We start from the raw sequence: 21763 nt of genomic DNA, 5'->3' as shown, positions 1-21763 counted from the left end.
TCAGTTCGGCATCGGTATCGGCAACGACGGTCCACCGTACGGGGTGTCGATGGTGTAGCCCGGATAGTGCGGCGTCTTGTCGGTCACCGCGTGCGGGTCGTATCCCGGTGGCGGGCCGGCAGTGTCGTCGCCCGGCGGACGCGGGGCGTTGCGAGCGCCGCGGACCAGCAGCGAGGGGTCCTGGTTCTCGCAGTAGGTGTATTTGTACGGCTCAGGGAAGCTGGCGTCCGACGGTGAATGCCGGGGCAGGTTGTAGTCGCACCGGTACTTCGGATAGATGTCACCAAGGGCCCAGATAGCGCCGTCATGCACGACGGTGCCGAACCGGTCGATGAACGAATCGCGGTCCGGGCGCCACAGATACTGCAGCGCCGGGATGCGCTGATAGATGATCTGCGACACCGTGGTCAGGTTGCCCAGGATCTGCACGACGTTCTGCCGGTTGTCGCTGATCAGATTGTCCAGCGTCGCCAGTTGCGGCTCGCCCCGATCCACCAGGGTGCGGAAGCCACCGTCCATCTTGTTCACGCCACCCAGCACTTTGGTCAGGTTGTTCGTGGTGGCCGCCAAACCCGGACGCACGTCAGCGATGGTGCCGAACACCACCCGCGTGGTGCGGATCATGCTCGTGGTCTCCGGCAGCACCGAATCCACCGTGTTGGCCAGTAGGCTGGCGCCGTCGAGGATGGCCGACAGTTTGCGGGGTCCGTCCTTGGTGACGTGCAATTCGTTGAACATCTTGCCGAGCTTGTCGGCGTCAAGCTGTGCCAGAGCGCCGCGGCTGTGATCGATGATGTGCGGCAGGGTCAACGGAATGCTCGCCTGCTTGCCCGAAATGACGGCGCCATCCTTCAAATACGGACCATTGGCGTTGTCGGGCCGGAAGTCCAGATACTGCTCCCCTGCCGCCGACAGGCCCGACACCCGCACCGGGCTATCGGCCGGGATGCGGACTGACTTGTCGACAGTGGCGACCGCCTCCACCCCGTGATCGGTGAGGTTGACCGCCTCGACCCGGCCGATCGGGATGCCCCGCAGGGTCACGTCCTGATTGGCCAGCAGCCCACCGGATTCGGGCAATATGATCCGCATCGCAATGGTCCGGTGAAACGGGTTGAACCGCAGGCCGTCGATGGCGATGTAGCCGAAGGCGATCACTGCGGTGAGCAGCAGACCGAACAGAGCCAGCACCACCTTGCGGCTGGCCACCGCCTTGATGATCCGGATGGCCACGGCCAGTACGGAATTCAGCGCGGTGATCATGGGCGGTCCGGTCCGTTGACTCGGCCGAGCAGCATGTTCCACTCGTAGCGCAGGCTGCCGATCAGCAGATGCCAGTCGGTGCCGTCCGGGCCGTGGATACCGGGGTCGCCTGCGTAGTTCTTGTCCGGTAGGGCGCCGATGGCGATCTTGGAAAGGAGCATATCTGCGTGCAGTGCGGTGGAATCGGTGGCCTTGATGAGAATGGACTGCAGCCGGTTGAACGAGTTCAACGACAAGTTGGGGTCCATCACGATCTCGTTGAACACCCGCGATAGGTTGTTGACGTCAGCGGCCACGCTGCGGGTGTCGGTGCCCTTCATCGACGGGAACTTGGCCAGCTGCCGGGTGATCCGGGCGACGTTGTCAACCACATCCATGATCCGCGTGGTGTTGTCGGAGATCACCGACAGCGCCGGCGCACCGGCCGTCAACGCGGTGTCGATACTGTTCTGGTGGCCCGCCACCTCGGCGGCCATGTTCGACGTTGCGCGCAGCGTGGCGTCCAATTGGTCGGTACGCGCGGTCATCTTGGACAGAAATTGGTTGGTCTCCGAAATCAGCCCGGCCAACTTCTCGCCACGCCCACCTACTGCCCGGCCGGCCCCGTTGACATCGGTGGTCAATGCGCGGATGGCGCCACCGTTGACCAGCATGGCCAACGAGTTGAGCAGTTCCTCGACCGTCGGCGCAGCCGACGTGGAGCCCAGTCCGATGGTGTCACCATTGCGCAGCAATGGGCCACCGTCATCATTGCGCGACGGCGGACGAATCTGCAGGAACACGTCGCCCAGCGGTGTGGCAGAACGCAATTCAGCTGTGCTGCCAACCGGGAGCGGCACGTCTTTGCGGATCCGCATGGACACCTTTGCGGTGAAGTCCTCGGCTTCGATCGAGGTGACTTCGCCGATATCCGCGCCGTACAAACGCACTTTCGCCTTCGCCGGCAGGTTCAGCGCGTCGGTGAACACCGCGTTGAGCGTGTATACGGGCCCGCCTGACCCCGGCGACGGCAACGGGACACTGTCCAGTCCCGCGGCGCAACTGGTCATCAGCAACACACCGCTGAGTACTCCGGCGCACCGTGTGCTGCGCCGTACGAAAGTCAGGCTCATCGGGTCGGCCCTCCCTGGGCAGGTACTGCGGGTGCCGGCTGAGCCGGCACCGCCCCGGGTTTGGGCGGCTCGCCTTGACCGGACGGGCCGATGCCATTGGCCATCAGATCCAGCATGGTGGACAGCCCGAAGTCGCTGTTGTAGTCCTGCAATGTTCCTGTTGCACAACCCAGTTGCTTGAGCCCCATCAGGTTGCAGATTTCCTTGTTCAACGAGTTGTTGGCCAGCAGCTTGTCAGTGGGAAGGTGTACGCGTGCGCTGCCTCCGACCGGATCAAGTACGTTGTAAACATTGTCCACCGCCAGCGGAAGGACATCGATGGTCTCTTCGAGTTCGCGCTTGTTGTCCGACAGCGACCTGACCACAGTGTTGAGATCGCCGAACGAACCCTTCAGTTGGTCCCGGTGCCGATCGAGCAGGCCGCTGACCTCATGGAGGATTTCGTTGGCCTTGGCGCCGGTCCGGCCAGAACCGAGGTTCTGGTCGGCCAGAATGTCGCTCAACTGGTGCAGGTCGCCGCCGAATTTGCGGATCGCACTGTCATTTTCGGCGGCGGACTGGGTCAGGTCGGAGACGCTCCGGACGATCTCCTGCAAGTTCTTCTCAGTCTTGGCACCGCCATCGGGGCCGACCTTGAGCGCCTCGGACAACTTGGTCAGAGTCGACTTGATCTGCTCACTGTTGCCGGAGGAGATCTGCGAGCCCAGATTGACCAGATCGCCCAGCGGCCCACCGCCATTGGCGTCACCGCGCAGCGCGGTGCCCAGCTTGTCCATCATGGTCAGTGTCTTGTCGAATTCAACCGGGGTCTTGGTGTTCCCCAATGCGATCAGGTCACCGTCGCGCAGCTTGGGTCCGCTGGTGTACGGCGGCGTCAGTTCGATGTGCCGGTCGGTGAGGATCGAGGCGGAGACGGTGGCCGCGACGACGTCACTGGGGACCGGGACTTTTCGGTCGATGTCCATGGTGACCTCGACGTAGCCGCCCTTGTTCTCCACGGTATCGACTTTGCCCACGGGCATGCCGAGCACCGACACCGCGTTACCGGGGTACAGCCCGACGGCGTCCTGGAAGTGTGCCCGGACGGTGATGTTGCGGTGCCAGAAGTGCGGCACCGCAACTACCGCGGCAACCACTGCGACGACCGCGGTGGCAACTGCAACCAGGCCGATCATCAAGGCGCGCTTACTCATTTGCAGTCCTTGAAGTACTCGACGATGTTGAACTGCCGGGCCCGACCACTGATCGCACAGACCCACGAATCGACCATCAAACCCGCCGGCAGAGTCAGGTCCGTAGCATTACCGCTACCGGTCGCGTTGGCGATGTTGCGCGCTGCCACCGGCGCAATCTGCAGGATGCTGCGCACGAGCGCGTCGTGCTCGGCGAGCATCTTGGCGAATTCATGCAAGCTGTTGATCAGCGCGTCGAGTTGCGGCTCGTCGGCCAAGATCGTGTGCGCCCGGTCGGCGAGCAGCGTCACCCCGTCGAACAAACGCTGCATCGCCGCCCGCCGCGTAGCGATCTCGCCGAGAATCTGGTTGCCCTGCAACACCAACGCACCAAGGTCGGCCTTCTGCCGGTGCAACAGCGCCGCGATGGTATCGGCGTTGGTGATCAACGTGCCGAGCTGGTCGCGCCGGGACTGAATAACCCCGGCAAGGGAATTCAGATTGGTCAAGGCCTGCGGCAACTCGTCGGGCACTCCCTGCAGGCTGCCGCTCATCACCCGTACCGATTCAGCGATCCGATCGGCGTCCAGCGGACCTAGTGTCTCGGTCGCACCCGCCAAGGTCTTCTGCAGGTCGTAAGGCACGTCGGTATGACTCAATTTGATTGTGTTGCCGGATAATTGGCCGGACCCGGCGGGAGTGATCTCCAGATAGCGAGAACCAAGGATGGTGGTCAGCTTGATGGCCGCGTGAGTCTCAGTGCCCAACCGTACGTTCTTGTCGGCCTTGAACGTCACCACCACGTGATCGCCGGCCAGCTGCACGTCCTGCACCTCGCCGACCGGAATCCCCGCGATGGTGACCGGATTGCCCGACTTGATCGCGGCCGCCTGGGCGAATTCGGCGGTGTACTGCTTCTTGTCGACGTCCAGAACACTGACCAGCACGACGGCTGCGATCATCACGACGATGACCGCCAGGCCGATCGCGCCGAGCCAGAACTTGTTGTAGTCCTCCAGCACGCGCTTCCGCTGACCCACGATCTCAGGACGCAGCTTTCCGAACAGCTCGCTCATTGGCACACCGCCGAATGCCAGACCTCGTTGCCATTACCCGGTGTCGCCCGGATCACGAACATCCGGAACCAGTTGAGCAGGCCGCGCCATAGACCGAAGTCGAGGTCGCAGGCATATATGTTGCCATAGCTCCCGTCCTGCGTCATCCGGGCAAGGCCCTTGAGCAGCAACGGAACATTGGCCAGCGCGAAAGCCAGGCGGGGCTTGCCCTCGCCCACACCGTATTTGAGCAAGCCCGGATCGCGGTCGATGAATTGCTGTACATCCGGGGTGATCGCATCGACCAGTGCCGACAGCCGCGTCACGTTCGCGGTGATCGCCCCGACCGATGCGACGAGTTCGTCGCGCCGACTGTTCAAGGAGGACAACGACACCGACGTCTGGTGCAGCATGGTTTCCAGGTTCTTGCTCTGCGTGGCTAGCGTCGCCATCAGCTTGTCCAGGTTGGCGATCAGGTCGCCGAGCGCCGCATCCGGTCCCGCCAGGGTCTGCGTCAGCGACGAAGCCTGGGTCGTCAAGGTCAACAGCGATCCCTGATTGCCCTGGAACGCCTCGATGATGGCGTTGGTCAAGTTGTCCACCTGCTGCGGATCGAGCTCGGTGAACAGTGGCTCAAAACCGTTGAGCATGTAGGAGATATCGAACGACGGGTTGGTCCGCTGTTCCGGAATCTGCGCTCCTGCAGGCATTTTGCGGCGCTCGCCATCGCCTTGGCTCAGCCCGAGGTACCGCTGCCCGATGATGTTCTGGTACGTCACCGAGGCCAGCGTGCTGGCGTAGAGCGTTTGGTTGCTGCGCACTTGGAAGTCGACCTTGGCCTTGTTGTCGGGTGTCAGTTCGATCTTGTCGACCCGACCTACCCGTACTCCGGCGACCCGGACATCATCGCCTTCGGCCAGCCCCGACACGTCGCTGAAAATGGCCGAATAGCTGGAGGTTGGACCAGCGATGTTGCGTTGTAAGGTGGCAAAAACCATCCAGGTGACGGCAACCGAGAAGACCATGAACAGTGCCAGGCCAATGATGGTGCTGCGCTTGATTCTCATGGCCGGCCCTTGTCTGCCTGCCCGCCATCGGCGGGGCCGGGCTCAGGAGTGATCTGGACGCTGCTGCCGCGGGCGACGGGGCCCAGCAGCAATTCGGTAGCGGAAGTGGCTGGGCCGCCGACGATTTGGCTGAGCTGGTTCTTCTCCATCTGACTACCGACCGGACCGACGGTGCCGCCGTACAGCGGTGCGGACTGCTGCTGTACTGGCGCAGGCGCAGGCGCGGGCGCACCGTCCGGCCCGCCCGCCTCTGCCGCTAACGGTGGGGCTGCAGGTGGCGCGGGTGCCGGGCCGGGGTCCGGCGCTGCAGGCGCCGGTGCACCCTGTGGTGCCGGCGGCGCGTTGCGGTCCGGCGGGCCGGGGAAGTCCGGTACCACCGGCACAGAGAATCGGGGCGGCGCGAAGTTGGGGCGGTTCTCGGTCACCCACGGTGGGACTCCCATGCCCATCGAGGCCAGGCCCGGCTTCAGATCGGGCGCGGTCGGGGTTTCCGGTGCGGTGCGGCAACTGGGCCCCTCTATGGCTCCGTAGCGTGGGCAGTCTGCCCGGGTGTACTGGCGCGACGGGTTGATCGAAATCACCGTACCGAGAGTCAGCAGGTGGGTCTCCGGGTTGTAGGCCTCGTCGTAAACCTTGTTGGCCAAGGCCTGCAATCGCGTTGAGATGCCATGGAATTCGCCGGCGTGATCAGCCAGCACACCCAGCCCTGGAGTCAGCCCGGTGCTGACTTCGATCATCCGGTCGGTCTGGTGCTCGAACGCATCAGCAAGGGTTCCGGTCGTGTGCAGCCCACCGGTCAGGAAATTCGTGAGCTGGGAACGCTTCTCGGCGAAGGTGCGCATCGGCTGTACCGAGCTGTCCAGCGCGGCGAACAGATCCGGCGACACCGTACGCAGACTGTCGGCGGCCGACTTCAGCGCCGACAACGTCGTCGGCCCGGAATCGTCGGAAGCAACCACCGAATTCAGTTGCTGCATAACCCTGTTGAGGTCGCCGCCGGCGTCGGTGAGCTTCTGCCCCCGACCGCGGGTGGCCTCCGACAGTGCCGCGAAGACACCGACATTGTTCGAATCCGGCGCCTGCCCAACGGCTTTGAGCAGCTGCCGCAGCTTGGCCAACACGTTCTGGAACAGCACAGTGGGCAAGGTCTGGTCTTCGAGAACGACGTCACCGGTGCGGATGGGCCGCGCGCCATTACCGTTCTGCACCAACTGAACAGCCGATACGGCGAACAGGTTGGCCGGCACCACTCGTGCGGTCACGGTGTCGGGAATCTGCGAAGCGAACTGCGGCTGGATGTTGACGTGCACCACGTTCGGTGAACCGTGCTGCGAGGGCGTCACGCTCGACACCATGCCGACGATCACGCCGCGGAACTTCACGTCGGAGCGCTCCGGCAGGCCGTCGCCGATGTTGATGAGCTTCAGGTCCACCCGGACGAAATCGTCCAACTTGCCTTGCGATTTCACCACCATGAGGACCGCGGCGATCGAGGCCACCACCGCGAAGCACAGGCCGATGACACCCAGCTTGCGGTCGGTCGAGCCCCGCGGGTCGTGGTCGAACGAGTTAGCCATCAGCCACCGAACCTTGCACCGCTGATGACGCCCCACAGCGCCATGGTGAGCAGCATGTTGACGATCATCACGACGGTGACGCTGCCGCGCATCGCCCGCCCGGCCGCCACACCCACACCCGCCGGGCCGCCGGAGGCGAAGTAGCCGTAGTAGCACTGGATGGTCGACGAGATGAACACGAACACCACAGCTTTGATCGTCGCGAACAAGACGTCCCGGCCCTCCAGGAACAGACCGAAGTAATGCAGATACGTGCCGGTCGACTGGCCGGCGATCACGCTGACCAACTGGCACGACAGATACGCCAGCGCCAGGGACGCGAGGAACAGCGGAACCACCGCGATGATCGAGGCCATGACGCGCGTCGCGACCAGGTAGGCCACCGAATTGATACCCAGGGTGTCCAGCGCGTCGATCTCGTCGTTGATCCGCATGGCGCCCAGCTGTGCGGTGAACCGGCACCCGGCCTGCGCGATGAAGGCCATCGCGATCATTGCCGGCGCCAGCTCTCGCGTCGTCGCGAACGAGGAGACCAACCCGGTGGCCGGCCCCAGGCCCAGCAGGTTCAACGCGTTGTAGCCCTCGACCGCGACCAGCGCCCCGGCCGTGACACCAAGCACGCCGGCGACATTCAGCGTGCCACCACCGACCACGATCGAGCCGTTACCCCAGGTGATGTCGGACAGCAGCCGCAGAAACTCCTTGCGGTAACGCAGCCACATCGTGGGCATGGCCAACAAGACCCTGCCGAAGAACTCGACCATGTGGCCGGTACGCCCGGCCGCCTTGAGCAGCCCGTTGCCGACGGCCGTGATCGGCCGCAGCGGTGTCGGGGTGAATGTTGATGGGGCGGCCATATCAGATCGACGTCTTCGGGAAGATGACGACGTACAGCTGGCTCATGACGACGTTGACGATCATCATCAGCAACACCGACTCCACCACGGCGGCGTTGACGGAGTTGGCCACACCCGCCGGACCACCGCGCGTATCCAGGCCCTTATGGCAACTGATCACCGCCACGATGACACCGAAGACGACCGCTTTGACCATGGCCAGCGCCAGGTCGCCAACCGTCGAGAACGACGAGAACGTCGCGATGAACGAGCCCGGGGTGCCGTTCTGCAGGTAGACGTTGAACATGTAGCTCGCCAGGTAGCCGACGAAGCTGGTGACACCGGTCAGCAACACACCGATGAGGACCAGAGCGACCAGCCTCGGCACGACGAGGCGCTGGATCGGGGACACCCCCATGACCTCCATCGCGGAGATCTCCTCGCGCATGGTGCGCGACCCGAGGTCGGCGCAGACGGCCGAGCCGACCGCCGTCGCGAGCAGCAGCGACGCGACCAGCGGGGCGCCCTGCCGGATGACCACCAGACCGGTCGCCGCACCCGACAGCGACGAGGCGCCCACCTGGCCGGCGAGCAAGGCAAACTGGATCGACAACGTCACACTGATCGGGATGGTCACCAGAACCGTTGGGGTGAAGGCGGTTCCGGCCATGAAAGCGGCCTGATCCAGGAACTCGCGCACCTGGAACCGGCCCTTGATGATGTCGAAGAACAGGTACTCCAGAGTCCGCAGCCCGAGCACGATCTGGCCGCCGGCGGTGCTCAGCGACGCGATCGGATGGTTCTGCAGGTACCGCCGGACCCAGTCGATGGCTTCGCCGATGGCAGCGCGGTTGGCCGCTCCGCCGGCCTGTGCGTCGTCCGTCATCGCGTCTGCTCACTCGAGTCGGACGCCTGCCATTCGGCGGCGATGCCACGGCACACCAGGTCGGTGGTTGCCCGCGTCTGCGCGACCAGTCTGTCGCGGTCGGGCTTCTGCCCATGACGCAGCGCGATCCCGAACGGAATCGCCACGATCGATTCCGCGGTGCCGTGGACATCGATGTCAGAACGGATGTAACCGCGAGCGATGCCGTCGCGGAGCATGGCCGACAACGACCGCACACCGCCGTCGAACATGTGGTGGAACTGCTCGGTCATCTGCTGGTCGACGCCCGCGGCCTCCATGACGATCAACTGCAACAGCCGCGGTTCTTCGGCAAGCACATCGGTATAAGCCATCCCGACCGCCATCACGTACTCGCGAAACTCCGTGATGGTGGCGAGGCTGCCGGGCAACACCTCCCCGATCGCTGACAGCAAACGGCCGTTGACGCGGCGCACGGCCTGGTCGATGATGTCGCGCTTATTGGCGAAATAGCGGTAGAACATCGAATGACCAGCGCCCAGCCGTTTGGCGATATGGCTGATCGAAGTCTGGTGATACCCGCGCACAGCAAACTCAGCCAACGCGGCGTCAATGACTTCCTCCCGCACCAACTCAGCCCGTTTCGCACGCTGGCGTTCCGCCATGGTCGCGCGCACCTCGCCTGTCACGCGGATCACAGTAGCGCATCAATTCCGGATTTGAGCACACTCTCCGAGAAACGGAATCAATTGTTTCAAACGTAAGTTTTGCGCTGTTTCGGTTTGATGGAATACACATCGAACTGCTGGCGCAGCACAGTAGGGCGGCCCGTCCGGCAATGGAGCGATTTCTACATCTTCATGAAGTCCCACAGGTATGGCCACCGCCGTGCTAACGGGTTGCGGAGCACCACCGGATCAGTCCAAGGACATCGACCCCTCCCACCCGCTGGGCGGCAAGGACGGCGGCCGCGACGGCGAGTGCACCCGCGACGGCAACAAATGGACCTGGGCGGTGTATTTCCCTCGGGGACAACAGGATTTCAACACCATCAAGGGCAAGCTGGAAGACGACATCGACGTTGCCCGCAAGCACAATCCGGTCGGAATCGCCTTCGTCACTAACCAAGAACTGCGGCTTGCCGAACGTCGAGACCTGGGTGAGCTCGGTGGCGACATCGCCATCGAGCGGTACCACTTGGAACGGCTGGCCACCATCTTGGACCGGCCGAAAATGGCATCCGTACGTCAGCAGTACCTCAAGATCGCTCCAGGTCGATCGCCCATGATCGTCAACGCGGCGGTCGCCGGCACCGCCGTCACGTTCTTCGGCGAGGATGCGGTGGTCGACCTGCTCGTGGACGTGCACGAGAACCAGGTCCGAGAACGTTCCGAAACGGCTAAGCAATCGAAGTCACGAACCCCGTCCATACTCGACAGGTTCAACCCAGCCGGGCTCTATCAAAGCCTCGGGATCGCCGAACCTGAACCGCCAAAAGTGTTGAGCGAAATCGAAATCGACGAGAGCGTCCAGGCGTACCGGGAAACGATCGAGGCCGACTGGAAGTGGTCGCGGGGCCATTTGGCTGGTGCGGCGTGCTCGGGTCTGAAGTTCACCATCGAAAACGTCGAAACCTCGTTCCTCAACAACGTCGAGATCGTGCTGACATTCACCGGAGCACGCGGTGTCGACTGGCGGGCTGCCGACGCCTTCGAACTCGACAAGATGCAGGACCGCCACTGGATGGCCCCGACGTGGGGCGGCGTCGCACCGCCGTATATCCCGAGGCGCCTCAAGAACTATCCGGTTACTTACGACCACAACGACGATGGTGACCTTGAAGTGACGATCACCCTGGATACGTTGCGGCCCAGGAAAACATGGACGAGCAGTGCCGACGACATCGTCCTCATTGCTCGTACCGACGATCTCGACGATGTGACAGCCACCTATACGGTCACCGCTGACGGCTACAACGAACTGTTCGAAGGTGGTCCGATCACCATTCCTGTAGAACGGGTTTCAGCTTTCAATACCCTCGGGGACCTGTTGGGTGTGGACGATGACGGCGACGACGAATAGGCGCTCGCTATATGGCGGTCGATAGGGCATCACCCATCGACGCGGCGCTCGCCATCGCCATCGACCGAACCGCATCATTACGGCTTACTTGCCCCAACATCGTGACAGCAGTACGCATTTGGTCCCCGACAAACACCGTCGGACCGTCGGTGAGATTCGCAAAGGCCTCGGCGACCACACTGTCGACGGTGTCGGCCCCGTTGGGGATCGCAGTGAGTGAAGCAAGCTGGCCGCGTTCGAATTCGAGTTGGCGAAGCGCCGGCGTATCCGTCTTGCCCAGAATCAGGCCAATGACATCAATTCCCTTGGGATTCAACTCACTCCACAACGCTTCAGCCAGAATCATGTCGAATGCCTTGCTCGGACCATATGCCACCATATTCGGACCACCCACCAGGCCGGCACCGGAGCCGAAGATGACAATGCCGCCCGTACCTCGTTCGACCATACGCGGCGCGAACTGATGACACAGCTGCATCAAGGTCACGCAATTACGTTGCACCAATGACTCTGACACTTCGATCGGTGTCTCCAGAAACGGTCTGAAGGTGGGATCGGCGCCAGCGCAGTACGCGAGGAAACCGATCTGCAGATCATGGGTCGCATCCGCGATTGCACGGGAGGCTTCGGGCGCAGAGAGGTCGACGACCAGCGTGCGCGTCTGCACCCCAGTCCGATCCGCGATGCCGCGAGCCACTTCATCCAACGCCGACTGCCGCCGGGCCACCAACACCACATTGAGCCCACGCTCAGCCAACGCCTCAGCGAAAGCCGCTCCGACACCGTCAGAGGCACCGGCTACAAGTGCCCACGGACCGTACTTCGATTCAAAGGTCATGACTCGCCAATTCTCTTGTACCGCTGGCATTGAAGGTCCGCACAATCGGGCAGACGCGAGTTACATGTGTACGACGGAACGACCGGCCACCGACCCTCCACCACATGTCACCATCGTGGCTACCAGTGCGATTGGCGCCAAATCGGCTTCCTCTTACAGATAACAATGCGAACTTGGCGAGCAGCGGGAGCACATGGCCCTCGCTGTCAGACAATCGATAGCTCTGAGCGCTAGGCGGCTGGCCATGGCACTGTTCCGGTGCGCCCTTAACCCGATGTTCAAAAGCTACAGGATTTCTTGACTCAAGCGGCAGCGCGTGTAGTCGTAATGACCTATGCGGCCGATCTCGAGAATGCATAGAGGCATCGCATTGCGGAAACGAAGTCCCCGGGCGCGATCGTGAGTTTGTTTTGATGTCAGTCAAACTGGGGCAAGGCCGCCGACAACCGCCGCGCGATCTCGCCGTACCGTTCGAAGCGGTCTGACCCGCCGAGGGCGTTGTAGAGCACGATGCGGGTGGCGACGCCGTCATATTTGGCAACGAGCTTGTCCGCCAGCTCATCCCAGGTGGATTCAGTGGCGAACGCGGCGATGTGGTCGTCGGTGATCTGCGCCATCATGCCTGCCATGTCGCCGGCTTTCTGCTTCTCCCGCAGGCGCGCGGTGGTGCCCTCGAAACCGGCCTCGTCCCAGATGAAGGCGTAGTTCGGGGTGCTGCCGTAGAAGCTCATGCTGGCCCGCACGAATTCACGCTCGTTGTGGCGTTCTTCGTCGGTGTCGCCGACAATCGTCATCGCCGGGATGATCGTGTCGATGTCAGCGGGGGAGCGACCCGCCTTCTCGGCACCGGCGGCGACATTGGGCAGTACGTGGCGGGCGATGTAGCCCGGCTCGCCGAGTGGGTGGATGTGCACGCCGTCGGCCACCTCGCCGGCCATGCGCAGCATCCACGGATTCACCGCCGCGATATCGACTTTGGGATCGGGGGCGTCGATGGGGCCGGGGCTCCATTGTGGGGTGATGAAGTCCAGGTCGTAGAAGTCGCCGTGATGGTCGAGCTTGCCGGTCCGGAACGCGGTGAAGCACGCTTTCACGGCGCGTACGTAGTCGCGCAGCCGTGGTCCAGGCTGTTCGAAGGGCATGCCGTAGCGACGCACCACGTGCGTGCGTACCTGGGTGCCGATCCCGAGGCGGAATTTGCCTCCTGTGGCTTCCTGCAGTTCCCACGCTGATGCCGCGGTGATGAAGGGACTTCGCGGGAAAGCTACTGCGACACCGGTGGACAGTTCGAGCCCGGGCGCAGCCTGGGATGCAACCGCTGCGCTCAGATAGGCGGTCCGGCCGGTCTCGGTCAGCAGGAGGCCGGAGAAACCGGCGGCCTGCGTGCGCTGGGCAAGTGCGCCCATCTGAGTCAAAGGCTGCGGAACGGTCATCACGTCGACGTGCACACTGGGAGCCTACGCGTTGGATGTTCGCGGCGGTGGGAAGTGCCGAGCGCCAATCTCCTTGTCGCGCAGTTCTGCCCGCACCCCCGGCATTTCGACCCGCAAGTGATGGCACCTCACCATAGGACCGATCACATCTCATTTATGACAGTTCCGGTGGTCTTGATGGTGACACTTCTGTCCCGAGGGTCGCCTCGAACGGGTCTCGTTCACGGCGTCGTTGGCGCGCATCGTCCACGAGTCGGGCGTGTGGCGCGTACTTGAGTCGAAGAAGTAGCCCGCTCGGCATGGCGGGCGGTCCGTGGGCGCATCAGATGGACTGTGTAAATCCTCTTAACGGAAGGATCGCAGGACGTGACGACATAAAAGGGCAATGGATGCGGCGCTGATTGCCGCCAGCCCTGCAGTCGAGATGGCCGACGCGCTTCGTGCTTCGGGGCAGTGCATGAACTGCCGGCGCTGATCGATGGCGGTGACCGGTGATGGCGGGCTGCTGCCGAGGTTGATCAAGCTCGTCCTTCAACGTGGGCTGGCGCCGAACTCCCTGCTCACCTTGGGGACGAGAACGGCGAGCTGATCAAGGGGCTGTAACGGCGGCCACTCAAGACGGTGCTCACCACGCCAGCCCGGTACTCTTGGACGTGCCGCGAGACCGCAGCGGTTCGTTGCCCCCGATGCTGGTACCCATCGGCCAGCGTGGTTAAGGCAGGCTCGATGGCATGGCCATCTCTCTATATGCGGTGCGGAATCAATTTGCGGGACATCCGATTTCGGATTTGGCTCGGCGATCGGGACGCAGGCATCGCGAGAGACGATCCCCAGTATCGTCGAAGAGGTCTCCGATGGGGTCCTGGCATGGCAGCGCCGACCGCCGGAATCGTCGTATCCGGTGATCTAGCTCGACGCGATGATCGTGAAGGTCAAAGACGGCGGCCGCACGCCACCAACGCCGCGCCACATCGCTGTGGCCGTCGATATGACCGGGATCAAGCGCGTTCGGGTGATCTGGGTTCAGCCGAACGAAGGCGCTTCGTTTTTCTAGGTGTCGGTATCCGCCGCTTTGGCCAACCGCAGGGTCAAGGATGTGTTGACCGTGCGCTGCGGCGGGCTCATTGGGTTCCCGGACGCGATCGCGACCATGCGGTCACACACCGCGGTGCAGACGTGCGCGGCGAATCTGAGCCGTAACTCGATGCGGTTTTGTGTCGGTGCCCCGGTTGAAAAGCGATTGCATTCCCTATGCTACTCAATGTAGCGTAGGGAAACTAACTGTACGGATTGTGCTGCTCGGACTATGAACATTGACTGTCAGGTAGCCAGCGTTCCGGCACTCTCGTGAGTACTGGTGGATGTCGCTGCTGGCTACGCTGAATACAGCATGTTGCTTCCGGCTTAGTGAGGATTCGCAGGTCTCGAGGCGGGCGTTCGCGTTCGCCAGACACGTCGATGAGTCTCTGCTGGAAGTAACGAGGAGTTTTCGTGCCCGGTTGCGCGACAAGGGAATCCGATTCGGCGCCATCGGTGTGGTGCCCTTACCCGTCTTCGGGATAGCGAGCAGGGCAGTCGGCCCGCGTTCGAGCGCCAGCGATCGTGGTACTTGCCACCAGTGACGAGAAGAGGTCTTTGTGAGCATTTCGAATCCACCGGACGTGCAGCGGTTACCGTCGCACACTCCGACGTGTATGGGCTGTGGACCAGACAATCCGCATGGACTGCACCTTTCGGTCTTCCGCCGAGGGGAGGAGGTGTACGCGGACGTCACATTCGATGAACGGCACGTGGGCGCGCCAGGTCTCGCCCACGGCGGGGCCATCGCCGCCGCGTGCGATGACTTGTTTGGCTTCACGTTGTGGATCGCCGGAACGCCGGCTGTCACACGCAGGCTGACCGTCGAGTACTTGCAGCCGGTTCCGCTGCATGATGCCCATAGGCTCGCCGCGCGTATTACTGAACGCAATGGCCGTGCCATCCACGTCACCGGCGCCGGAATTGGTGCTGACGGCGTCATGCGCTTCACTGCTGAAGCGATCTTCGTAGCAGTGGAAGTAGGGCACTTCGCTGCGCATGGGGACATCAAGGGATTCGGTGAACTATTCGCGGAACTCGTTCGCCGTGCAGACAACGGGGCTCATCAACAGGAAGTGCAGTGAACCTGTTTGCGGCAGGCCGCGTTCGTGCCTTCCGCACCCGATCGCAGACAGCCGTAATCGGTATGAGTTGAAACCATCGATGCGATCGCCTCGTCGTTCTTCTGGCAGCTGCGGCGCTCTAGAGTCCCGATTCGCCGACTATGGGTGGAGACCGAATAACCCGACGCTCATCAAGGCGAAGACAAGAGCTTTCGTCCCGGTTGACCAATTGGTGAGCGGGGTCGGTTCCCGGCTGCGGTGGCGCAGGGCATCGGCGCCAGCCGCAGTCGGATTCTCGTCCACCGGGCACCTTCGGTGCTTCGCCCATCGATTGGTGAGGTCCCAATTGTCAACCTTGGCGACCTGTAGGAATACGCATAGTGTTGTCGGTGGATTGCCGCTGGAGTTCGGTGGGGCACCTCGTGGTCGATCGTATTCGACATCATTCGTGTGATCGCAAAAGCGGACGGTTCCCCAGGCCATGTGTCTGGTGACCCCGTCGCGCACATCGCCTTCGTTGAATTACCTAGTTCGACGGAGCAGAACGAGTCGACCAGCTACATCACCGTGCATCAATCAGCCAGGTAACGCTGCGCGAGAATCTCGGCTAGTCGGCTCGTATGCACAATCACCTCGTCCTTCGACACATCGAGCAGCCCAGAATGCCACGCGGTGATGACTTCGACGAAACCTCCTACGGCAACCAAGGTATCCATGCGGAGCGCTGCCTCGTCTACGTCATTAAGCAAATGGGGTCGGCTTGCCTCCACGACGAGTTGCGTTGCGTCTTGCAGTGCGAGTGCGCGGCGATCCTGAAGTGGAGAACTGCCGACGTGGTGGGCGAGAAGGATGCTGGCTTGGCCTGGATCGGAAGCGATCCGGTCAACCACGATGGCGATCGCCGCGGTAATAGTCTCCATCGCCGGCCGATCGATTCGCTCGTTGAACAGCGTTGAGAGCTCGCCTAGCACCTCACTCCGGACACCGTCCCACGCTGCCACGAGCAAATCGTCGCGGGTCTTGAACTCTTCGTAGAAGTATCGGTCATTGAGCCCGGCGGTTGCGCACACGCCGCGCATGGTTACCGCAGCCCAGCCGTTCTCGGTCCATATTTCAGTCGCCGCCTCGATGAACCTCTGGCGCCGCTCTGCTCGCCGTTCCGCGCCTGTGCGCCCACCCCAGCGCTTGTTTTGAGACCGCACACCACCATCTTGACAAACGGGACAAGCGACCGACAAACTGGTGTCATCCGCCACCAATGGTGGCAGCCGCCACCAAAAGTGAGTTGCGTCGCAATCTCTCTGCGGCCGCTAAATCAAATAGGGAAAGGTCACATGAGATTGTCGTTTCTTGGCCGAACGCCAGGCCGGAGTTATGGAGCCGACGCTGTCGTGACGGGGGCGGGCAGTGGCATCGGGCGCGCCTTTGCTGTAGAGCTCGCGCGTCGCGGTGGCCGGGTGATATGTGCTGACAGAAATCTGAGCACAGCGCGCGCGTCGGCCGAACTGGTGCGCCAGGCAGGCGGCGAAGGCCTCGACATCGAATGCGATGTGACCGAACTTGACCAGGTACAGCAGCTGGCAAAGACAGGTGAGAGTTGGTTCGGAAAGCCCGCCAGCTTGGTGATCAATAACGCCGGAATCGGCGCGGGTGGCAACGTTATCGGTGCAACATCGATAAACGACTGGAATGCCGCGATCTCAGTGAACCTTTGGGGTGTGATCTACGGTTGCGAGACTTTTGTCCCTCGGATGCGCGAGCATCGCCGATGCGGTGTAATCAACGTTGCGTCCGCGGCAAGTTTTGGCGCCGCGCCGCGTATGGGCGCCTACAACGTGAGTAAAGCGGGCGTTTTGGCTCTATCAGAGACATTAGCAGCCGAACTTTCTGGTACCGATGTCAATGTCACCGTGCTTTGTCCGACATTTGTGAAAACCAACATCGTAGATAATCCTCAGATCCAAGAGTCTGCTGCCAGACTCGCGGGCACGCTGATGAAGTGGACCGGCGTATCGCCGGAGTCTGTCGCACGCAAAACACTCGACGCACATGACCGGGGGCAAATCTACGTCGTGCCTCAGATCGATGCAAAAGTGCTGTGGCAGATTAAAAGAACACTACCGAGCACTTTCACACGTGCATTGGGATTGATGGATCAAGTGGCTTCCTGGAAACAGATCGTCTAGAGAAAGCGGGTAAGGAAATGTCTTTCGCATATAGCGATATGCTCGAAACCATAAAAAGTAAGCAATGGGCGCTGGCGGATATCGATTGGGATGCTCCGGGTGCTGAGCTCATCACGGATGAGCAGCGCCCCAAGCTCAAGCAGTTCATGGCTGACGTAGTGTGGATTGAACATGTCGGAGCGCGGGCATTCGCGGCGATGGCACCAAAAGCTCCGTTCGAGGCTCTGGGTGACATTTACCGGTACTTTCACGCTGAAGAGCAGCGCCACGCCAACGTTGAGCTAGCACTCATGCGGCGGTGGGGGATGCTGGAAAAGGACGAAAAGCCCGTTCCGAACAAAAATATCCGGCTGGTGATTGAATGGCTAGATCGATATGCTGAAGCTCTACCATTAACGGTGATTGGTGCCGCGATTCCCGCTCTGGAAACCGCCCTCGACGGAGCTTTGCTCAAATTTCTATTGGACGAGGTCGCGGACCCGCTTTGTGCCGAGGTTTTCAATAAAGTGAACAGCGACGAGTCGAGGCATCTAGCCGTAGGTTTTCAGGTCCTCAATGATCTGGGTGCCAGCCCGATGCGAGTCCACGCAATCCAAACAGCTGGCGCGCTGATTGATCCAAGAATCCTGGCTGGCGGGTTACTCTATGTACCTCTCCTAACGCGAATGCTGATGAATCTCAATGCCATGGGCTTGTCGGAAGAAAAACTATACAACGCCGTAACACGTTACGCGAATGTCGGTGATCGCAGTGAACACACTCGGAGGGTTCCCGGATATCACATTCTGAAGGCTCACATGTCGTCTTCGATTAAACGCTCCCAACCCCTGCATTTCATATCACAGCGCCTGGGCGACGCAATCGATGTTTTCCCCGTTCGAGTTCTAGGTCGACCACCTTCATGGACTGACGAGCTGACTTATGAGCCGGTAGCGAAATGACAGAAGTAAAGACCACTCTAATAATTGGCGCCGGATTCGCTGGTATCGGCACGGCTGTTCGGCTGATTCAGGAGGGCATGGACGAATTCGTTATATTGGAGCGTTCCGATAGTATCGGAGGAACCTGGCGGGATAACAGCTACCCCGGAGCGGCTTGCGACATTCCTTCATTGCTCTATTCTTACTCCTTTGAACAGAACCCTTCCTGGTCGCAAGCGTACTCGGGTAGCGCCGAGATACTGCAATATATTGAACGAATCGTAGCAAAGTATGATCTTACTCGATTCATCAAATTTAGTTCTGAAGTGAGTTCGATTGAATTCGATGAAGAAAGCGCTACCTGGGTTGCTGACACACGGGATGGCCGGCGATACGTGGGTCGGTCGATCGTCATTGCGAGTGGGCCACTTGCGAATGTGAGTCTCCCGGACATCAGGGGTATTGATTCATACGAAGGCAAAAAGATGCACAGCGCTCGCTGGGATCACGCCTATGACTTTTCAGGCAAACGTGTTGCCGTGGTCGGAACAGGTGCGAGTGCAGTCCAGATTGTGCCAGAATTGGTAAAATGCGCTAAATCAGTCAAGGTCTTTCAGCGAACGCCCGGTTGGGTTCTACCAAGGCCGAATTTCACGCACCCGGGCTGGTTGCGATCCATGTTCCGTCGTTCGTCTTCACTCGAACAAGCTGGGCGACAGATATGGTTTTGGGCGCACGAGGTCATGGCTGTCGGCATGGTGTGGGATACGGCTGCAACGACAGTCATCGAAATAGCGGCGAAATCTAATCTGCGTCGGCAGGTGAAGGACAGCTGGCTTCGACGGCAGTTGACCCCTAACTTCAGGCCGGGGTGCAAACGGATGCTGATGACCAGCGAGTACTACCCAGCCCTGCAAGCTAGTAATTGCAAGCTCATTAGTTGGCCAATTGCTACTCTGGCTCCTAACGGTATTCGGACAGCCGATGGTGTCGAGCATGAGGTCGACTGTATAGTTTTTGCAACCGGATTTGATGTCTGTAAGCAAGGCACACCCTTCCCGGTGCGAGGTCTAAACGGGCGAAAGCTAGACGATGAATGGTCTCGGGGAACGTATGCCTATAAAAGTGTGAACGTCGCCGGCTATCCGAACCTATTCTTCACTTTTGGACCGAATTCCGGTCCTGGCCATAATTCAGCTCTTATCTATATGGAAGCGGCCATCGACTACATCGTCAAGGCGATCAAAGTGCTCCAAGCTCAAGGTGTGCGCACTCTAGATGTTCGAAATGACCGGCAAAGTGCCTACCACGCGGACATCCAACGTCGTCTTAAGCGGACGACTTGGAATTCAGGATGCACAAGTTGGTACCTAACCGAGGACGGCTACAACGGTACGATGTATCCGGGTTTTGCCACCCAATTCAGAAGAGAACTCTCTCAATTCGACATGCATGACTATATCGTCACTGGCAATGACGGATAGAAGCCGATCATTCGGCGCTTCTCAAAAAGCGTCGGATGACAATGCCCATAGATCAGTCTTAGGAAGCGATGAATTTATATGCAGGTCTTCGATAGTGAGATAATAATCGTGGGAGCGGGCTTCTCGGGTATCGGCACCGCGATCAGCCTGCAAAAGGCGGGATTTTCCGACTTCTTAATCGTAGATGAAGCCGGCGGTGTAGGTGGCACTTGGCATTGGAACACTTATCCCGGTATCGCGGTGGATATTCCGTCGTATAGCTATCAATTTTCCTACGAAAAACGGGCTGATTGGTCGCGAACATATGCACACGGAAATGAGCTCAAAGACTATGCGGTCGAGTGTGTAGAGAAGTATGGGCTTGCCGAAAAAATTCGCTTCAATACGACCATTATTGAAGCTTGTTATGATGAGTCTGTAAATCTATGGCAATTGCTGACTGCGGCTGGGGAGAAGCTAGCCGCACGTTTCGTCATCAACTGTTCAGGTGTTTTGAGTCGCCCGAAATGGCCGGAGATACCGGGCGTTGCAAGCTTTGCTGGTGTCACCCTGCACACCGCTCGATGGGATCATTCTAAGGACGTCGCGGGCAAGAGAGTGGCAGTCATCGGCACGGGAGCTTCAGCGGTACAGCTGATTCCTGAAGTCGCCAAAACTGCGGCAAGTTTGACGGTGTTTCAACGTACGCCCATCTATTGTTTGCCTAAGCCGGATTTTCGGGTACCTAGGTGGGCTCGCGCTGCATTACGCCATTTTCCGGGCGTGCAGTTTGCCACGCGCATAGGTAGTCAAGCATTTGTCGAGCTGACGTTTCCAATCGCGGCTCACTTTCACACTATTCTTCCCATGTCGACCGCGATGGAGGACCTCGCGAAGCGCTATATGCGCAATCAAGTAGATGACCCATGCACGAGGGAAAGTCTTATTCCAAAATATGCTCTCGGATGTAAGAGGCCTAGCTTCCACAATTCATATCTAACGACTTACAATAGACGCAATGTTTCGCTCGAAACGGATGGAATCTCATACATAGATGGCCAATCAATTCACACGATCAACGGTGAAACCTATCCGATTGATGTTCTAATACTCGCGACGGGTTTCAAGGTGATGGAGCCGGGCAACATGCCGACATATACGCTTAAAGGCCTCGGTGGACTCGAACAGGCGGCTTGGTGGGGCGAGCACCGCCTCCAGGCTTTTGAGGGCGTGAGCGTCCCGGGATTTCCGAATCATTTCAACATCTTTGGTCCATATGGTTACAACGGTTCTTCTTATTTCGCCTTAATCGAAGCGCAGAGTCGGCACATTGTCCGATGCCTTAGGCATGCCCGCGCGTCGGGATCGAATTATATAGAGGTCACTGATGAGGCCAATGATCGGTATTTTGCTGATGTGCTCCGGCGACGCCACCGACAAGTTTTCTGGCAACCCACCTGTTCGGCGGCAAATAGTTACTATTTCGACCAACATGGAGATGTGCCGCTCCGCCCGTCGACGACACTCGAGACATCTCTGCGTAGCCGAACCTTTCCATTGTCTAGTTACCGATTTGACAGGCGAGGGTCGGTGGCCTCGTCGTGACGGATATGAAGGCGCCGGACTGGCGGCCCAGCATCGCGAGCTACTTGCTCGCTCTCTCGTCTCAGATTACGGGCTCTTCACAGATGAGGGTGTAGAGGTGGTTGGCGCGTCGTTGCCGGGATAGAGGTCGAGGTCTCTCGAAAATGAG

18 protein-coding genes and 1 pseudogene are annotated in these 21763 nt (G+C 60.5%); 7 read left to right on the top strand and 12 right to left on the bottom strand.

Annotated elements, in window-relative coordinates; all coding sequences use genetic code 11:
• Genes ACJH6I_RS25460 through ACJH6I_RS25420 form a run of 9 tightly spaced genes read right to left on the bottom strand, consistent with a single transcriptional unit; the run spans position 1 to position 9612 of the window.
• Positions 1-1263, bottom strand: coding sequence for an MlaD family protein (locus ACJH6I_RS25460; protein WP_293021483.1), 1263 nt, complete (start codon positions 1261-1263; stop codon positions 1-3).
• The gene (locus tag ACJH6I_RS25455; protein ID WP_293021485.1) at positions 1260-2375 is read right to left on the bottom strand and encodes an MlaD family protein; all 1116 of its coding nucleotides are present in this window, start codon (positions 2373-2375) and stop codon (positions 1260-1262) included. The genes ACJH6I_RS25460 and ACJH6I_RS25455 overlap by 4 nt, the downstream gene beginning before the upstream one ends.
• Entirely contained in the window at positions 2372-3568 is a 1197-nt protein-coding gene (locus ACJH6I_RS25450; RefSeq protein ID WP_293021487.1) for an MCE family protein, read from the bottom strand. Before ACJH6I_RS25450 ends, ACJH6I_RS25455 begins: the two co-directional genes overlap by 4 nt.
• Positions 3565-4623: an MCE family protein gene (locus ACJH6I_RS25445; protein WP_293021489.1), complete on the bottom strand. Its 1059-nt coding sequence runs from the start codon at positions 4621-4623 to the stop codon at positions 3565-3567. The genes ACJH6I_RS25450 and ACJH6I_RS25445 overlap by 4 nt, the downstream gene beginning before the upstream one ends.
• Positions 4620-5669: an MlaD family protein gene (locus tag ACJH6I_RS25440; protein ID WP_293021491.1), complete on the bottom strand. Its 1050-nt coding sequence runs from the start codon at positions 5667-5669 to the stop codon at positions 4620-4622. Before ACJH6I_RS25440 ends, ACJH6I_RS25445 begins: the two co-directional genes overlap by 4 nt.
• Positions 5666-7246: an MCE family protein gene (locus ACJH6I_RS25435; RefSeq protein ID WP_346414672.1), complete on the bottom strand. Its 1581-nt coding sequence runs from the start codon at positions 7244-7246 to the stop codon at positions 5666-5668. The genes ACJH6I_RS25440 and ACJH6I_RS25435 overlap by 4 nt, the downstream gene beginning before the upstream one ends.
• Complete coding sequence (locus ACJH6I_RS25430) at positions 7246-8103, bottom strand: MlaE family ABC transporter permease (protein ID WP_406776315.1); 858 nt, start codon at positions 8101-8103, stop codon at positions 7246-7248. Before ACJH6I_RS25430 ends, ACJH6I_RS25435 begins: the two co-directional genes overlap by 1 nt.
• Position 8104: 1 nt before the next feature.
• Positions 8105-8968 carry an ABC transporter permease gene (locus ACJH6I_RS25425; RefSeq protein WP_293021495.1) on the bottom strand — a complete coding sequence of 288 codons (864 nt, stop codon included), beginning with the start codon at positions 8966-8968 and terminating at the stop codon, positions 8105-8107.
• On the bottom strand, positions 8965-9612 hold the full coding sequence (locus tag ACJH6I_RS25420; RefSeq protein ID WP_346414674.1) for a TetR/AcrR family transcriptional regulator: 648 nt from the start codon (positions 9610-9612) through the stop codon (positions 8965-8967). The genes ACJH6I_RS25425 and ACJH6I_RS25420 overlap by 4 nt, the downstream gene beginning before the upstream one ends.
• 211 nt (positions 9613-9823) lie before the next feature.
• Between ACJH6I_RS25420 and ACJH6I_RS25415 the strand changes: the two genes are divergently transcribed.
• Positions 9824-11029 carry a hypothetical protein gene (locus tag ACJH6I_RS25415; RefSeq protein ID WP_293021499.1) on the top strand — a complete coding sequence of 402 codons (1206 nt, stop codon included), beginning with the start codon at positions 9824-9826 and terminating at the stop codon, positions 11027-11029.
• 7 nt (positions 11030-11036) lie between these two features.
• Here ACJH6I_RS25415 and ACJH6I_RS25410 read toward each other — a convergent pair whose 3' ends face one another.
• Positions 11037-11867, bottom strand: coding sequence for an SDR family NAD(P)-dependent oxidoreductase (locus ACJH6I_RS25410; protein WP_293021501.1), 831 nt, complete (start codon positions 11865-11867; stop codon positions 11037-11039).
• A gap of 416 nt (positions 11868-12283) precedes the next feature.
• Positions 12284-13315 (bottom strand): TIGR03617 family F420-dependent LLM class oxidoreductase, encoded by a 1032-nt coding sequence (locus tag ACJH6I_RS25405; RefSeq protein ID WP_293021503.1) that lies wholly within the window; start codon positions 13313-13315, stop codon positions 12284-12286.
• Between the two features lie 370 nt (positions 13316-13685).
• Between ACJH6I_RS25405 and ACJH6I_RS25400 the strand changes: the two are divergent.
• Positions 13686-14513: pseudogene (locus tag ACJH6I_RS25400) on the top strand (transposase); the annotation flags it as partial.
• Positions 14514-14994: 481 nt separating this feature from the next.
• Positions 14995-15462, top strand: coding sequence for a PaaI family thioesterase (locus tag ACJH6I_RS25395; protein ID WP_293021524.1), 468 nt, complete (start codon positions 14995-14997; stop codon positions 15460-15462).
• Positions 15463-16013: 551 nt separating this feature from the next.
• Here ACJH6I_RS25395 and ACJH6I_RS25390 read toward each other — a convergent pair.
• Positions 16014-16643, bottom strand: a complete 630-nt coding sequence (locus tag ACJH6I_RS25390) for a TetR/AcrR family transcriptional regulator (RefSeq protein WP_293021507.1) — start codon at positions 16641-16643, stop codon at positions 16014-16016.
• A 132-nt stretch (positions 16644-16775) separates the two neighbouring features.
• On the opposite strand from ACJH6I_RS25390, the gene ACJH6I_RS25385 reads away from it, so the two are divergent.
• From ACJH6I_RS25385 to ACJH6I_RS25370, 4 genes are all read left to right on the top strand, one after another.
• Positions 16776-17627: an SDR family oxidoreductase gene (locus tag ACJH6I_RS25385; RefSeq protein ID WP_226519107.1), complete on the top strand. Its 852-nt coding sequence runs from the start codon at positions 16776-16778 to the stop codon at positions 17625-17627.
• Positions 17628-17644: 17 nt separating this feature from the next.
• Positions 17645-18568 (top strand): ferritin-like domain-containing protein, encoded by a 924-nt coding sequence (locus tag ACJH6I_RS25380; protein WP_226519106.1) that lies wholly within the window; start codon positions 17645-17647, stop codon positions 18566-18568.
• The gene (locus ACJH6I_RS25375; RefSeq protein ID WP_226519105.1) at positions 18565-20031 is read left to right on the top strand and encodes an NAD(P)/FAD-dependent oxidoreductase; all 1467 of its coding nucleotides are present in this window, start codon (positions 18565-18567) and stop codon (positions 20029-20031) included. The genes ACJH6I_RS25380 and ACJH6I_RS25375 overlap by 4 nt, the downstream gene beginning before the upstream one ends.
• A 78-nt stretch (positions 20032-20109) precedes the next feature.
• Positions 20110-21615 carry an NAD(P)/FAD-dependent oxidoreductase gene (locus tag ACJH6I_RS25370; RefSeq protein ID WP_226519104.1) on the top strand — a complete coding sequence of 502 codons (1506 nt, stop codon included), beginning with the start codon at positions 20110-20112 and terminating at the stop codon, positions 21613-21615.
• Positions 21616-21763 lie beyond the last annotated feature (148 nt).

Origin of the sequence: Mycobacterium sp. SMC-13, from assembly GCF_045311035.1 — a bacterium.
Lineage (GTDB): Bacteria > Actinomycetota > Actinomycetes > Mycobacteriales > Mycobacteriaceae > Mycobacterium.
The sequence above is the reverse complement of the archived record's forward strand: the minus strand, read 5'-3'. Positions and strand labels throughout refer to the sequence as shown.

What these genes read in the sequence shown, in the direction of transcription:
- ACJH6I_RS25420 (WP_346414674.1), bottom strand. Translation starts at nt 9,612, where the DNA reads ATGGCGGAACGCCAGCGTGCGAAACGGGCTGAGTTGGTGCGGGAGGAA.
- ACJH6I_RS25445 (WP_293021489.1), bottom strand. Translation starts at nt 4,623, where the DNA reads ATGAGCGAGCTGTTCGGAAAGCTGCGTCCTGAGATCGTGGGTCAGCGG.
- ACJH6I_RS25440 (WP_293021491.1), bottom strand. Translation starts at nt 5,669, where the DNA reads ATGAGAATCAAGCGCAGCACCATCATTGGCCTGGCACTGTTCATGGTC.
- ACJH6I_RS25415 (WP_293021499.1), top strand. Translation starts at nt 9,824, where the DNA reads ATGGCCACCGCCGTGCTAACGGGTTGCGGAGCACCACCGGATCAGTCC.
- ACJH6I_RS25430 (WP_406776315.1), bottom strand. Translation starts at nt 8,103, where the DNA reads ATGGCCGCCCCATCAACATTCACCCCGACACCGCTGCGGCCGATCACG.
- ACJH6I_RS25385 (WP_226519107.1), top strand. Translation starts at nt 16,776, where the DNA reads ATGAGATTGTCGTTTCTTGGCCGAACGCCAGGCCGGAGTTATGGAGCC.
- ACJH6I_RS25450 (WP_293021487.1), bottom strand. Translation starts at nt 3,568, where the DNA reads ATGAGTAAGCGCGCCTTGATGATCGGCCTGGTTGCAGTTGCCACCGCG.
- ACJH6I_RS25435 (WP_346414672.1), bottom strand. Translation starts at nt 7,246, where the DNA reads ATGGCTAACTCGTTCGACCACGACCCGCGGGGCTCGACCGACCGCAAG.
- ACJH6I_RS25375 (WP_226519105.1), top strand. Translation starts at nt 18,565, where the DNA reads ATGACAGAAGTAAAGACCACTCTAATAATTGGCGCCGGATTCGCTGGT.
- ACJH6I_RS25380 (WP_226519106.1), top strand. Translation starts at nt 17,645, where the DNA reads ATGTCTTTCGCATATAGCGATATGCTCGAAACCATAAAAAGTAAGCAA.
- ACJH6I_RS25460 (WP_293021483.1), bottom strand. Translation starts at nt 1,263, where the DNA reads ATGATCACCGCGCTGAATTCCGTACTGGCCGTGGCCATCCGGATCATC.
- ACJH6I_RS25425 (WP_293021495.1), bottom strand. Translation starts at nt 8,968, where the DNA reads ATGACGGACGACGCACAGGCCGGCGGAGCGGCCAACCGCGCTGCCATC.
- ACJH6I_RS25455 (WP_293021485.1), bottom strand. Translation starts at nt 2,375, where the DNA reads ATGAGCCTGACTTTCGTACGGCGCAGCACACGGTGCGCCGGAGTACTC.
- ACJH6I_RS25395 (WP_293021524.1), top strand. Translation starts at nt 14,995, where the DNA reads ATGGGCTGTGGACCAGACAATCCGCATGGACTGCACCTTTCGGTCTTC.
- ACJH6I_RS25410 (WP_293021501.1), bottom strand. Translation starts at nt 11,867, where the DNA reads ATGACCTTTGAATCGAAGTACGGTCCGTGGGCACTTGTAGCCGGTGCC.
- ACJH6I_RS25370 (WP_226519104.1), top strand. Translation starts at nt 20,110, where the DNA reads ATGCAGGTCTTCGATAGTGAGATAATAATCGTGGGAGCGGGCTTCTCG.